Here is a 14,824-nt window from a genome sequence, read left to right on the forward strand (position 1 = left end):
CCAAGGGGGTAGGGGTTATTCCAAGGGAGGATAAGAGATGAAACACAAGGTAAGAAAAATAGCGGTAACCCCGTGTGCGGGGATAGGGCAGATTTTCGGGCCTATCACCCGGGAAACGGGGTACAGGCTGGTGGAGGAAGTTTTTCCTGAGCAAACCGTATTAGTTTGTCCTCCGGCACTGGCTGTAGATGTCGAGGAGGATCTGGATTTCATCCGGGATTATCCGGTTCTGGTCTTAAACGGATGTAAGGACCGCTGTGCCACCAAGCTCGTTGTGGAAAAAGGCGGGGAGGTTGAGGCAGAGGTATATCTGCCGGATATTCTGAAAGCAGAAAAACTTTCTCTCTATGGAGAAAAAAGGAGCAGGCTTGGACCTAAGTCGGAATTGGCGGTTGCCAAAATGACGGAGCAAGCAGCTGGGGTTATTACTCGATTATTGGAGCAGTAATTCGTTAATACTACCAATGTTTTGACCCGGGCTTTAGTTTTCACATAAAAAGGGTTAATTGCTCTTCAACCTTGAAGTGGCGGTTTTCGCGCAGCATTTGCTCGAATCTGACCGCAGGCAGGGGTCTGCTAAAAAGGTAGCCCTGCATCTCGTCACAGCGATGCTGTCTCAGAAAAGCGCACTGTTCAGCTGTTTCTACCCCTTCGGCAATCACGTTCAGACGTAGGGTTTGGGCCAAAAGAATGATGGAGGTGACGATTTCCTCTCCCTCAGTACCGATGTCTCCGATAAAGGCTTTATCAATTTTTAAGGTGTCTATCGGAAAGCGCTTAAGATAGATTAGTGAGGAAAACCCGGTGCCGAAATCGTCAATAGCCAGGCTGATTCCCATTTTTTTTAACTCGCGCAACATCTCCACGGTATATTTAACATCGTCCATGGCGATACTTTCCGTTATCTCGAGCACAAGCCAGCGTGCATCGAGGCCTGTGTCCCGGAGGATTTTAGCGACCAGGGCAACTAGATTGGGCTGGCGGAACTGGCGGGCGGAAAGGTTGACTGCCAGGCGTTGGGTCGGAAGCCCCATGGCTTGCCAGGCTTTGTTTTGGGCGCACGCAGTCCGTAAAACCCATTCCCCAAGTGGAACAATAAGCCCTGTATCTTCCGCCGTCGGAATGAACTGGCCAGGGGCAACGAGGGTGCCATTGGGACGCCGCCAGCGCAAGAGAGCTTCAGTGCCGATGATTTTTCCGCTGTTCAAGCAAATCTGCGGCTGATAATACAGGATAAACTCTTCCCGTTCTAAAGCTTTGCGCAGGTTATTTTCCAAAGCCAGGCGCTCATTGGCTGCGATGTTGAGGGCTGAGGTGAAAAATTGGTAATTGTTGCGCCCTAATGTTTTTGCGTGGTTCATAGCTGTATCAGCATGTTTGATCAGAGATTCACTGTCATCTCCATCAGCGGGATAGAGGCTGATTCCTATACTGGCAGTTATAAAGACCTCGTGCGTGTCAAGAGTAAATGGTTCGGCCAGAACATCCAAAATCTTTTGCGCTACTACGACTGCATCTTTTTCCTGAGATAATTCCGGCAAGAGAATAATAAATTCGTCTCCACCCTGGCGGGCGATTGTATCTCCCTCGCGCAGTGAACCTTTTAATCTTAACGATGTGGCTTGCAAGATTTTGTCCCCGATGGTATGCCCTAAGCTGTCATTTATTAGTTTGAAACGATCCATGTCCAGGGATAGGACAGCCACTTTTTGCCTCTTGCGTTTACGTCGGCTTGCTTGGGCCAAGGATTGGGTCAAGCGATCGTTAAATAAGATGCGGTTAGGGAGGCCGGTTAAAGCGTCATGATGAGATTGGTAGCTGAAGGCTTCTTCTACCTGTTTTCTCTCAGAAACATCTCGGATGATGCATAGGAATACTTTTTTGTCGTTCAAGACGGTACTCTGCGAACTTACTTCGACCGGCAGGGGGGTGCCGTCTTTTCTTTTATGGATCGTTTCGAAGATGTTTGGATGATCGTCTTTATTAAAACAAGCCTTGGCTCCCGGAAACTGCAGCTGATCTATAGTCATACCCACCAGCTCTTCATAATTATAGCCGTAAGATTGAATCGCAGCCAAGTTTCCCTCGGTTATAACGCCGTTTTCATCTAAAAACAAAAAAATGTCGCGGGTGTTCTCCGATAATAAACGGTATTGCGCAAGCCGTGCCCGGTCGCACGCTAAATTATAGTAAGTATTTTTTAGTTCTGACAGGTTGTGCAACAGTTGCTGCTGCGCAAGCTCAGCCCGGGCTAGGGCGCGTCTGGCCACAAAATAAAGGATTACGGCAGAGAGCAAGATGAAAAGCCCGCAATTCAGGAGTTCAAAATATCCGACGTTATGCAGTTTAAGCCTGGGGACAACCAAGTAGCCGTTTAAGGCAATCCAAATAATACCGGCCAGCGCGTACACAACGCTTAATTTTAACGGAAGATCCCTCCGGTTTTTGGACACACTGCTCCCCTCACTTTCAGATAATTACCATGATTCGCCAGCTTTAAGCTTTATTCCTGCCTAACAGCGGTTTAAGTCCTCAAAAACTACAGCGAATGTGTTTGCGCAAATGTCTTTAAGTTTTTTATTTTTTCCGCACCCCCCGAAAACCAAAGCGTCAGCCGTAGAAATAAGTGAAAGGTTAAACAAGGAAAAAAGAATAAGGAGCTGATCGTATGAAAAAACAACTGGCGATAGCAGTTACTCTGGCTTTGCTGGCACTTCCCGTTAACTCGGCGTTTGCCCTGGCTGAAACCACTACTCCGACCACCACTTCCACCACCACTACCACCACTGCGACTGGTACCACTACAACTACTGATACATCTGTATCTACAGACACATCTGCAACCACAACTACTCCGACTGATACGACTACTCTTCCCGTAGTGGATGAAAGCGGGAAAACGGTTGACCCGGGTACCCTTCCTGATTCCCCGTTTTATTGGTTGACTGGATTAATTGAAAAACTACAAGTGATTCTGACCTTCGATGCTCAGGAAAAGACGGCGCTCATGGAAAAACAGGCCTTGAAGAAATTAGCCGCAGCTCAGGAAATGGCTAAACAAGGGAAAACGGAAAAAGCCCAAAAGGTTATGACTGAGTATGTTGAAAAAGTTGAAAAGGCCCAAGCCTTCCTCAAGGAAGTAAAAGATCCGGAGTCTGATGCCTATAAGAAGCTTGAAAGCGCGCTTGCCAATACCAGCGCCAAGAACATTGAAACTTTGAGCACGCTCCTTGATAAGCTTCCACCTCAGGCTGCGGAGAGAGCCGCGCTCAACATTGTGCGCTCCATGGATAAAGCCGTAGATAAGATGGATAAAGAAGAGAAAGCCAAGGTTGAAAAAGAATTTAAAAAGGCAGCTAAAGCGATAGATCAAGAAAAGTTAGATGAAGAAACCAAAGTAGCCTTGAAAAACTTCCAGGAAGCACTTGGCGTTACAGGCAATTCTGAAGGTACAGATAATGAAGAACAAAACAAAGTTATGGTCCAGACAAAGGAAAAAGCTCAAGCCGGGGCTGATAAAAAAGCTGCTGGCAGTACTGCTGCTCAAGTGAAAACTCAGAAACAGGAAGCTGGCGATGTGAATAAACAGGAAGCTGGCAATATGGATAAACAAGAAGCTGGCAATATGGATAAACAAGAAGCTGGCAATATGGATAAACAAGAAGCTGGCGATGTGGATAAACAAGAAGCTAACAATGTAGATGAACAGGATAAGGATCAAAAAGACAATCAAGGAGTTAAGGACAGTTCTGATAATGATAAAGAAAAAGGCAGCAGCGGTAAAGGGAACTCCGGACGGAATAAAGACTAATATTGGTACTTAAAGTTTGACTCAATATTAATAGGACTAGAAGAGAGTGCCTTCAAGGCACTCTCTTTCAGTTGGGATTGTGGTTAAAGCTTTAGTAATTACCTTTGAAGTATAATTTTGCTTGGTAAGAGAACTTGTCAATTTATGTGGTTTGCGGTAAAATCATTATGTTATGAATAAACGCGGGAGTGGCGGAACTGGCAGACGCACTGGATTTAGGTTCCAGCGGGTAACCGTGCAGGTTCAAGTCCTGTCTCCCGCACCAATTAATACTTTCAAATATCAAATCCTCCTTTGTGTGAATTAGGAGCACGCAGAAGGAGGATTTCCCATTATCAGACTGTAATTCATCTTTATTTTGCACAATTTTTGCAGATGGCAGGAAAACCGCTTCCAGTGTGGAAAAATTGAAAGGGGAAGTTTCAACCTTCGGCAAGGAACATTTTCAAAAAGGTTTAGAATCAAGGTGGTTTTTGACATATGCCGGACGTTCTTATGCAAATTATTACGCTCTTAGTGGGTGTGGCTAATTTAATGGTGCTCCTGCTGGTGCTGGTGTTCAAGCCTAAGAGCCACAAGGAAGCTCTGTCTGACATGGAATTTAAGATTCTGGGTCAGCAATTGGAGAAAATGGAACGATTCCTGCGCGAAGAGATGGCCAGGAACAGGGAAGAGCTTGCGGCTGGTGCCAGGCAAGGGCGGGAGGAGCTAAGCAATTCCTTTCAGTCATTTAATGACAGTCTCTTACTAAGAATGAGAGAGATTGCATCCCTGCAGAAAGATCAATTGGATATTTTTAGCGGACAGCTGGCTAAGCTCACCCAGATGAATGAATATAAGTTAGAAAAGGTGCGCGAAGCAGTCGATCTAAAATTAACAGAGCTGCGTGAGGCTGTTGAACACAAATTGAAAGAGCTTCAACATGAGAACAGCGTCAAATTGGAACAAATCCGGACAACAGTTGACGAAAAACTTCATGCCACGCTGGAACAAAGGTTGGGGGAATCGTTCAAGCTTGTGAGTGAAAGGCTGGAGCTGGTGCACAAAGGCTTAGGGGAAATGCAAGCCTTAGCCTCCGGAGTTGGGGATCTCAAAAAAGTGTTAACAAATGTCAAGACCCGCGGAACGTGGGGCGAGATCCAGCTGGGCAGCCTGCTCGAACAAGTGCTCACTCCCGAGCAGTATGCTACCAATGTCGCGACCAAACAAGGAGGAAACGAGCGCGTGGAGTTTGCGGTGAAGCTCCCCGCCCGCGACCACAGCGATCAGATTATCTGGTTGCCCCTTGATGCCAAGTTCCCGCTGGAAGATTACCACAGGCTCCTAGAAGCCCAGGAACAAGCGGATTTAATATTAATTGACGAGTTGGGTAAAGCTTTAGAGAACAGGATTAAAGCAGAAGGAAAGCAGATAAGGGAAAAATACCTTGATCCGCCGGCGACCACGGATTTTGGAATTATGTTTCTCCCGGTTGAGGGGTTGTATGCCGAAGTCTTGCGCCGACCAGGGCTGAGTGAGCTTTTGCAAAGAGAGTACAGGGTAGTGGTAACAGGTCCGACTACCTTAGCTGCTTTGTTAAACAGTTTGCAAATGGGTTTCCGGACCTTGGCCATTGAGCAAAGATCGAGTGAGGTCTGGGCTTTATTAGGAGCGGTCAAAACTGAGTTTGGGCGCTTTGGGGATATCTTAGAGAAAACGCAGAAAAAGCTGCAGGAGGCAAGCAATACCATCGAAAGTGCGGCGAAGAAATCCCGTACGATCGAGCGCAAACTCAAAGGGGTGCAGGAGCTCCCTCCCGGAGAAAGCGTAGAACTTCTGCGGGAGAGTGGTGATAGTACAGGATAGACGTCAATGGCGTACGAATGCGTCACCGGCAGAAGGATGCGTGGAACGAAATGAAGCTTAGAGGAGGTAAATATAATGCAATCTTTGCGGGTGCTGATTTTCTCTGCGACTTTCGGAGCAGGGCATGTGCGCGCTGCGGAAGCGGTGAGTGAAGCTCTGCTGGTGCGTGCACCGCAAACCGAGGTAATCCACCTGGATTTTGGGGAATTTCTAAGTAAAACCATAAACAAGGTCATTAAGAGCACTTACATAGAGCTTATAAAATACACTCCTAAACTTTGGGGCAAGTTTTATTACCGTACCGCTAAGATTTCTCCTGATTCTGTGCTGCAGCGTTTTTTAAATAAATTAGGACGCAGAGAGTTTTTACGCTATATCCATAATCTGCGGCCTGACGTAATTATCTGTACTTATCCCACAGTAGCGGGCGTCCTGGCTGAGCTCAGGTTAAAAAAAGTTCTTGCTATCCCGGTGGTGACGATCGTTACTGATTACACGGTGCATGGGCAATGGATCCATCCGGGAGTGGATCTTTATATCGCAGGCTGCCAGGAGGTTCGTGATAATCTGGTTAGGCGCGGTATTGATCCCGGGAGAATTCAAGTAACCGGGATTCCGGTAAGCCCTAAGTTTGAAGGCCAGCCTGACCGTGGTAAGATCCTAAACAGACTGGGACTGGCAGCGGGAGTACCGACGGTACTGGTGATGGGAGGAGCGTACGGTGTACTTGGCGGAGTCAAGCAGGTAGTGAAGTATCTCGGTGACAGTGAAGAACCGGTCCAGTCTATCGTTGTCTGTGGCCGTGATGAAAAACTTTATAAGTCCCTTGATCAAATAATAGAAGAAGCAAGAAACCCTATTGTCCGGTTTGGATTTGTTACAAACGTCGAGGAACTTATGACTGCCGCTGACCTCATCATTACAAAGGCCGGAGGACTTACGGTGTCAGAATCCTTGACCAAAGGTCTTCCTTTGATAATTTACAAACCTATTCCGGGCCAGGAAGAGGCAAATGCTCATTTCCTCACGCGTATTGGGGCAGGGAAGCTGGCTTATACAGAGGGGGAGCTTGAAGAAACGCTTAGTGGCCTCTTACAGGATCCTGAGAAGCTCACTAAGATGAGAAAAGCGGCAACCTCCGCTCTCCCAGGGCGGGCAGCGGAACGGGCAGTGGATCATATACTGGAATTGCTGGACCCCTTGATTTCAAACGACAAGTTTGGTAGAATGGGAAACGTAAATTTGCCTATTTACTAGGTCGAGTACCTTAAGGGGGAACATACGTTCCCCCTTTTCGAAGTCCTATCATTGTCTAAGATTTTCTTTTTAGGCAATATGCATTTTAACGGTTTGTCTTGACGCAATTTAGGCAAAAATAGGAAAGTGTTTGCTAAGAAATGGTTGAATCCAGCGGGTCGCTTCCGGATCTCGATGTGAGCGAAGGATAGATAAATTAGTTTAAGGGGGAGCATTTATGTCAGTGAAAGTGGAGAAAGTAGAGAAAATAGAAAAAAACGTGGTGGAAATGGAAGTATTGGTAGAGGCGGAGAAATTTTCCTCTGCTGTGAATAGCGCGGCTAAACAATTAGCCCACAAAGTGAGCATACCGGGATTCCGTAAAGGAAAAGCACCGCGCCGTTTAGTGGAACAGACACTAGGAACTGATGCTCTGTACAATGAAGCGCTTGACCGCTTGCTTGGCCCTGCTTATGCTGAGGCCGTTAAAGAAAGCGGAATTGATCCTGTTGACCGTCCGGACGTGGATTTAGTACAGATCGAAGAAGGCAAGGATTTAATCTTCAAAGCTAAAGTTACGGTTAAACCGGAAGTTGAGTTGGGTGAGTATAAAGGTCTCAGTATTGAAAAAGAGGGTGTGGCCATTGATGATATGAAGGTTGAGGAAGACCTCAAACAGAAGCAGGAGCAGCATGCCCGCTTAATCAATATTGAAGAAGGAACCGTCGAACAGGGAGACACGGCTAGCATTGATTTTGAAGGATTTGTGGACGGGGTTGCGTTTCCTGGTGGCAAAGGGGAAAACTATGGCCTTGTCATCGGTTCCGGCACGTTTATCCCGGGATTTGAAGAACAATTGGTGGGAGCGGAAATTGGACAGGAAGTAGAAGTCAATGTTAAGTTCCCAGATGAATATCATAGTGAAGACCTAGCTGGTAAAGAGGCCTTATTTAAAGTTAAAATCCATAAAATCCAACGCAAGGAGTTAGCTCCCCTTGATGATGAATTTGCCAAAGATGTCAGCAATTTCGAAACGCTGGAGGAATTAAAGGAGGACATCCGGAAAAGACTGATAGAAGCTGAGGAAAAACGCGTGGAAAACGCCTTCCGCAATGCTGTAATCGCCAAGGCTGTGGATAATGCCAGCGTGGAAATCCCGGAAGTAATGCTTGATAAGCGGGTTGAGGCGATGGTTCATGATTTGGAGCATAACTTAGCTTATCAAGGACTTAATTTGGAGCAGTATTACGCTTATACGAACTCCAATGAAGAGGATATGCGCGCGCGTTTCCGTCCACAGGCGGCAGAGAGCGTAAAAACCGAACTTGTTTTGGAAGCAGCGGCCAAAGCAGAAGGAATTCAGGTGAGTGAAGACGAACTAAATGAAGAACTGAAGAAATTAGGGGAACTTTATAAGCAGGATTCTGAAGCACTCAAGCAAAGTCTCGTCGCGCGCGGTGAGTTGGATTATTACAGGCAAAGCCTTATTAATGATAAAACAGTTAAATTTTTAGTAGAACAAAACGCATAAGACGGCGCGCGAAGGGAAATTCTGTGGTAGAGAGGTGAGAGGATGGCAAAATACAGTGATGAAAAAAATCAATTAAAATGTTCATTTTGCGGAAAGACTCAGGATCAAGTCAAAAAACTGGTTGCCGGCCCAGGCGTCTATATTTGTGATGAATGCATTGAGCTTTGTAACGAAATTATCGAAGAAGAGCTTAATGAAGACTTGGGCCTGGAAATCGGGGACATCCCCAAACCTAAAGAAATCCGGACTATTTTGGACCAGTATGTGATTGGTCAGGATGATGCCAAAAAGGCCTTGTCCGTGGCAGTGTACAATCACTACAAACGGATAAACCTAGGCATGAAAATTGACGATGTGGAATTGCAGAAGTCCAATATCGTCATGTTAGGCCCAACCGGGTCTGGCAAAACGCTGCTGGCCTCTACTTTAGCTAAGGTGCTGAATGTTCCCTTCGCGATCGCCGATGCTACTTCTCTCACTGAGGCGGGGTATGTCGGTGAGGATGTAGAGAATATTCTCCTTAAGCTGATCCAGGCGGCTGACTATGATGTAGAAAAGGCTGAAAAAGGAATTGTCTATATTGATGAAATAGACAAGATCGCGCGCAAGTCGGAAAATCCTTCAATCACGAGGGATGTCTCGGGTGAGGGCGTGCAGCAGGCCTTGCTCAAGATTTTGGAAGGAACAATCGCCAGCGTACCCCCGCAAGGAGGACGCAAACATCCGCACCAGGAGTTTATTCAGCTTGACACCACCAACATTTTGTTTATCGTAGGCGGAGCTTTTGATGGCATCGATAAGCTTATCCAAACCCGGATCGGGAAAAAGGTCATGGGTTTTGGCGCTGAGATCCAGAAGAAGAGCGATGTTAAGATCGGTGAGATTTTAAATCAAATCCTCCCGATGGATCTTTTAAAATATGGCCTGATTCCGGAGTTCGTGGGCAGGTTGCCCGTGATCGTAACCCTGGATGCTCTTGATGAAGATGCCTTAGTCCGGATTCTGACCGAGCCTAAGAACGCCCTGGTGAAACAGTACCAGAAGCTCTTAGAGCTTGACGGGATCGCGCTTGAGTTCAAAGACGATGCCCTGATCGCTATCTCTGAGGAGGCTATCCGGCGTAACACCGGTGCACGCGGCTTGAGAGCGATCGTTGAAGAAGTCCTGATGAATGCCATGTACGATCTCCCTTCGCGGACAGATGTGACCAAGTGTGTTGTAACCAAGGATGTCATCCTTAAGAAAGAAGAGCCCTTGTTAGTTACAGCAGATAAAGTTAAGAAAAGCAAAAAAGAGGAGTCAGCGTAAAGCCGGGTTAAACCCCGGCTTTTTTCCTTTAGATTGTTTCTCCCTTTTCCTGGCAATACTAATAAGTGGACATTGCCATGGGAGGGAAAAAGGTTTGAGTAGTTTAAGCGGAGTTGTCATGATCGTCCAACTGATCTTTGCAGTTGTGATCGGGTTGTATTTTTGGGGCATGCTCAAATCCCAGCAAGGAACGAAGGTAGCAGTTGAGCGGGAGTCCCGCAAGGAATTAGAGAAACTGGAAAAGATGCGCAAGATTTCTTTAACGACCCCGCTGGCTGAGAAAACGAGGCCGCTGCATTTTGAAGAGATTGTCGGGCAAAGAGAAGGGGTAAAAGCCCTGCGGGCAGCTTTATGCGGCCCTAATCCCCAGCATGTGATAATCTACGGCCCGCCCGGGGTAGGGAAAACTGCGGCCGCACGTTTGGTGTTGGAAGAGGCGAAGAAAAACTCCCTGTCCCCGTTCAAAGAGCATGCTCGCTTTACGGAAATTGACGGGGCTACAGCCCGCTTTGATGAGCGCGGGATTGCCGACCCCCTGATTGGTTCAGTGCACGACCCGATTTACCAGGGTGCAGGGGCAATGGGGATGGCCGGAATTCCCCAGCCAAAGCCAGGGGCAGTAACCAAAGCCCACGGCGGAATCTTGTTCATTGATGAGATTGGGGAATTGCACCCAATTCAGATCAACAAGCTCTTAAAAGTGCTCGAAGACCGCAAGGTTATCCTGGAGAGCTCCTACTACAGCTCCGAAGACCCGAACATTCCAGCCCATATTCACGATATATTCCAGCACGGACTGCCGGCGGATTTCCGCTTGGTCGGTGCTACCACCCGCAGTCCGGAGGATATTCCGCCGGCGATTCGCTCCCGCTGTATGGAAATCTATTTTCGGGCTTTGCTGCCCGCGGAAATCAGCGAGATCGCCCGTGGGGCTGCGGGTAAGATCGAAGTTCCCATCAGCGAAGCAGCGGTGGAAATTGTCAAGCGTTATGCGACGAACGGTCGGGATGCTGTTAACATGGTGCAGCTTGCGGCTGGCGTAGCTCAAACAGAAGGAAAAACGGAAATTGACTCCGCGATCGTGGAGTGGGTGGCCTCGTCTGGGCATTATGTACCGCGGCCGGATAAAAAAATTCCGCCCGAATCGCAAATCGGAGTGGTCAACGGACTGGCAGTGTACGGTCCGGATTTGGGTGTTCTCACTGAACTGGAGGTTACAGCTCAGCCGGTGGTAGCATCTGGCAGCGGCCAACTCCTGGTTACAGGGATTGTGGAGGAAGAGGAGCAAGGGAGTGGGGGCCACAAATTCCGGCGCAAGAGTATGGCTAAGAGCTCAATCGAGAACGTCCTAACTGTAATTAGGAGGCAAATAGGGATTGAACCTAAAAATTATGATATCCACGTCAATTTCCCTGGCGGCACCCCTTTAGACGGACCTTCAGCAGGGATAGCCATAGCTGTCGCCGTTGTGTCCGCTATCAGGCGGCAGCGGGTGGATCATCATGTGGCCATGACGGGCGAGCTTTCAATCCGGGGCAGGGTGAAACCGGTAGGGGGAGTCAGCGCGAAAATCGAAGCAGCTCGTCAGGCCGGCTGCCGCAAAGTGTTTATTCCCAAGGAAAACTGGGAAGAACGCTTTGTGGAGCTAGCAGGGGAAATGGAGATTCTCCCTGTCGAGGAATTGGCACAAGTTTTGGCCGAAGTCTTATTGGATGAGCCGTCAGCTGAGCGGCTTGAGCTTAGGCCGCCGCTGGAAGAAGTTCTCTCCCGTCTTGACTTTGCCAGGGGCAGTTTGCCTGAGCAAGGGAAAACATGTTAGAATAGTAAAAGATATAGAATGGCACACTAGTTTTAGTGTGCTTTTTTGATTACAGGGGGGATAGGCCTATGACCAAAAGACGCGAATTGCCGCTGCTCCCGCTCAGGGGAATTCTGGTTTTTCCTTATATGGTCATTCATCTTGACGTGGGCAGAGAGAGGTCAATCGCAGCCATAGACGAAGCGATGCTAGGAGACAGAATTGTGCTCTTGGCTTCGCAAAAGGAGACGGAGATTGACTCTCCGAATTCTGAAGACATCCATGGAATCGGAACTTTAGCCGAGATTAAACAGTTATTGAAACTCCCTGGAGGAACCATGCGGGTTCTGGTCGAAGGGATTTCCCGCGGACAGATTCATGAATATTTGCAGGAAGAACCGTTTTTCAAGGTGGAAATTGAGGAATATGAAGAGCAAGAGCCAGGCCGGACTCCGGATTTAGAGGCCTTAAGGCGCGGGGTGACCCACCAATTCGAAGAGTACGCCAAACTGAGCAAAAAGGTACCGACTGAAACGCTTGGGACTGTCCTGGCTGTGGAAGAACCCGGAAGACTGGCTGATATCGTTGCTTCCCATCTTAATTTGAAAGTTGTTGACAAACAGACAATCCTGGAAGCGGTAGATGTAGAAGAACGCCTTGAGCGTTTGACTGAACTGATTATGCGCGAGATCGAGATTTTGGAGCTGGAGCGCCGGATTGGCTTAAGAGTGCGCAAGCAAATGGAGAAGGCGCAAAAGGAATACTATTTGCGCGAGCAGATGAAGGCTATCCAAAAGGAGCTGGGAGATAAAGACGAGCGGCAGGCTGAGGCTGAAGAATACCGGGACAAGATCGCCAAGGCCAAGCTGCCCAAAGAAGCTGAAGAGAAATCTTTAAAAGAAGTTGACCGTCTTGAAAAGATGCCTCAGGCTTCGGCGGAAGGGACAGTCGTCAGAACCTATCTTGACTGGATCATTGCCTTGCCCTGGAGCAAAATGAGCAAGGATAAGATTGACTTAAACCGGGCGGAAGAGATTCTGAATGAAGACCATTATGGGCTTGAAAAAGTAAAAGAACGCATTCTGGAGTTCTTGGCAATCCGTAAGCTTACCCCGAAAATGAAAAGTCCGATCCTCTGTTTTGTCGGCCCTCCGGGTGTGGGCAAAACTTCTCTGGCTAAATCTGTGGCCCGCGCTTTAGAACGCAAGTTTGTGCGCATGTCTTTGGGCGGAGTGAGGGACGAAGCAGAAATTCGCGGACACCGTCGTACTTACATAGGGGCTTTGCCGGGGCGGATCATTCAGGGTATTCGTACTGCCGGTACCCGTAATTCGGTGTTCCTGCTTGATGAGATTGACAAGCTCGCTTCAGATTTCAGAGGGGATCCTGCTTCAGCCTTGCTGGAGGTTCTGGACCCTGAACAAAACCATACCTTTTCCGATCATTACCTTGAGGTGCCGTTTGACCTCTCACACACGCTATTTATTATGACGGCCAATACCCTGCATTCTATTCCCCGGCCTCTGCTCGACCGGATGGAAGTTATTTCCTTAAGCGGATACACGGAGGATGAAAAAGTAAATATTGCTAAGCGCTATTTAGTGCCGAAGCAGCTTAAGGCCCATGGTCTCAGCGCAGAGATTCTTTCCATGCCTGACGAAACTCTGGTTAAGCTGGTCCAGGGTTATACCCGTGAGTCCGGCGTGCGTAATTTAGAAAGGGAAGTGGCTGCTCTCTGCCGCAAGGTGGCAACACGGCTGGTGAGGAAAGAGTGGGCTCCGCATCCGCTGATGGAAAGTGATTTGGAAAGTTTGCTGGGCGCACCGCGCTTTCAATATCAGATGGCGGCCAATAATCCGGAAATTGGGGCTGTTACCGGCCTGGCTTATACGGAAGTCGGGGGAGATGTGCTGACAATTGAAGTAACGCCGTTGCCCGGTAAAGGAGCATTGACCCTTACCGGTAAGCTCGGGGATGTCATGAAGGAATCGGCCCAGGCGGGCTGGACATTTGTACGCGCTCATGCGCGTGAGCTGGGAATTCCGGAAGACTTCTATGACAAAGTTGACTTGCATATCCATGTTCCGGAGGGGGCTATTCCTAAGGACGGTCCGTCTGCGGGTATCACTATGGCTACAGCCATCGCTTCCGCTCTGGCCAAGCGGGCCGTGCGCTCCGATTTGGCGATGACCGGAGAGATCACTTTAAGGGGAAACGTCCTCCCTATCGGCGGGGTTAAGGAAAAGGTTCTGGCAGCCCACCGCGCCGGGATTAAAATCGTGCTTTTGCCGGAGAAGAACCGCAAAGATTATGAGGAGATACCGGAGAATGTGCGGGAACAGCTGAACTTCCATTTTGTCAAGCGCATGGAAGAGGTGTTGGATTTAGCTTTGCTTCCGGTAGCTGAGTCAGAGAAATACGTCAAGGGGCTTCCCCTTAACCCAGTCTTGGGACAGAGCGCACTCCCGAGTGGAGAACCTCGGATTCAAAAGCCGGAAGAGGATCAGGGTGTGCGTACATTTGAAGCGGATGGGATGGATGTCTGGTAAAATTAGACCTGAGTTCAGGTAGAAGATTTTGCGGCAACAGTGTAGTATATTGGGGAGAGAAAAAATGATTATTCGCAAGGCGGAGTATATTGCCTCAGCGGTCAACCCAGCCCAATACCCGGCCGGAGATGCGGTAGAAATTGCTCTGGCCGGGCGCTCCAATGTGGGCAAGTCTTCTCTTATTAACCGCTTCCTCGGTCGTCGCAATTTGGCGCGTACGGGTAACACTCCAGGCAAGACTCAGACGTTGAACTTTTATCTTATCAATGACAGCTGGTATCTCGTGGATTTGCCCGGATATGGGTATGCCAAGGTTGCCAAAGAAGTAAAGCAAACCTGGGGCCCAATGATGGAGAGTTATCTCGGGCAGAGAGAGAGGCTGGTGGCGGTGATTCAAATAGTGGACATCCGCCACGAGCCCAGCCGCGAGGATCGGGAGATGCATGCGTGGCTTCGGCAAAAGGGCTTGCCTACTTTGGTAGTGGCTACGAAGGCCGACAAAATTGCGCGGGGCAAGAGGCCTCAATACTTAAGCCTGATTGCAAAAGCGTTTGAACTGCCGGATTGGCACCTGATTATTCCTTTCTCGGCAGAAACGGGAGACGGGTTAGAAGAAGTTCACGAGGCGATCGAGGAGATCCTGACCTTTCAGGTGACAAAAGATAAAGGGGTACTGGATGAGGATGCGGAGGGCACGCACGAGGATTAGGAAGCAAGCCTGAGGGTTAGGAAGGCTTGCTGAGGGC

10 protein-coding genes and 1 tRNA gene are annotated in these 14,824 nt (G+C 48.5%); 10 read left to right on the forward strand and 1 reads right to left on the reverse strand.

The genetic code is table 11. From position 1 onward, the window contains the following. Positions 1-37: 37 nt before the first annotated feature. On the forward strand, positions 38-448 hold the full coding sequence (locus ACYQ2N_RS13505; RefSeq protein ID WP_459999774.1) for a putative zinc-binding protein: 411 nt from the start codon (positions 38-40) through the stop codon (positions 446-448). Positions 449-488: 40 nt separating this feature from the next. Here ACYQ2N_RS13505 and ACYQ2N_RS13510 read toward each other — a convergent pair whose 3' ends face one another. After that, positions 489-2,453, reverse strand: coding sequence for a putative bifunctional diguanylate cyclase/phosphodiesterase (locus ACYQ2N_RS13510; protein ID WP_459999775.1), 1,965 nt, complete (start codon positions 2,451-2,453; stop codon positions 489-491). A gap of 215 nt (positions 2,454-2,668) precedes the next feature. Here ACYQ2N_RS13510 and ACYQ2N_RS13515 point away from each other — a divergent pair, with 215 nt between their 5' ends. From ACYQ2N_RS13515 to yihA, 9 genes are all read left to right on the forward strand, one after another. Beyond that, complete coding sequence (locus tag ACYQ2N_RS13515) at positions 2,669-3,811, forward strand: DUF5667 domain-containing protein (protein ID WP_459999776.1); 1,143 nt, start codon at positions 2,669-2,671, stop codon at positions 3,809-3,811. A gap of 182 nt (positions 3,812-3,993) precedes the next feature. Beyond that, a tRNA-Leu gene (locus ACYQ2N_RS13520) sits at positions 3,994-4,076 on the forward strand. A 215-nt stretch (positions 4,077-4,291) separates the two neighbouring features. Then, positions 4,292-5,656 (forward strand): DNA recombination protein RmuC, encoded by a 1,365-nt coding sequence (locus ACYQ2N_RS13525; RefSeq protein ID WP_459999777.1) that lies wholly within the window; start codon positions 4,292-4,294, stop codon positions 5,654-5,656. A 75-nt stretch (positions 5,657-5,731) separates the two neighbouring features. Continuing rightward, positions 5,732-6,913, forward strand: coding sequence for an MGDG synthase family glycosyltransferase (locus ACYQ2N_RS13530; RefSeq protein ID WP_459999778.1), 1,182 nt, complete (start codon positions 5,732-5,734; stop codon positions 6,911-6,913). A gap of 217 nt (positions 6,914-7,130) precedes the next feature. After that, a complete protein-coding gene (tig, locus tag ACYQ2N_RS13535; RefSeq protein WP_459999779.1) occupies positions 7,131-8,423 on the forward strand; it encodes a trigger factor in 1,293 nt (430 codons plus the stop codon). Positions 8,424-8,465: 42 nt separating this feature from the next. After that, positions 8,466-9,731, forward strand: a complete 1,266-nt coding sequence (gene clpX, locus ACYQ2N_RS13540) for an ATP-dependent Clp protease ATP-binding subunit ClpX (RefSeq protein ID WP_459999780.1) — start codon at positions 8,466-8,468, stop codon at positions 9,729-9,731. 118 nt (positions 9,732-9,849) lie between these two features. Next, entirely contained in the window at positions 9,850-11,550 is a 1,701-nt protein-coding gene (lonB, locus tag ACYQ2N_RS13545; RefSeq protein ID WP_460000542.1) for an ATP-dependent protease LonB, read from the forward strand. 68 nt (positions 11,551-11,618) lie between these two features. Beyond that, entirely contained in the window at positions 11,619-14,078 is a 2,460-nt protein-coding gene (gene lon, locus ACYQ2N_RS13550; RefSeq protein ID WP_459999781.1) for an endopeptidase La, read from the forward strand. A 64-nt stretch (positions 14,079-14,142) separates the two neighbouring features. After that, positions 14,143-14,787: a ribosome biogenesis GTP-binding protein YihA/YsxC gene (yihA, locus tag ACYQ2N_RS13555; RefSeq protein WP_459999782.1), complete on the forward strand. Its 645-nt coding sequence runs from the start codon at positions 14,143-14,145 to the stop codon at positions 14,785-14,787. Positions 14,788-14,824 lie beyond the last annotated feature (37 nt).

This window comes from Paradesulfitobacterium aromaticivorans (assembly GCF_054657415.1).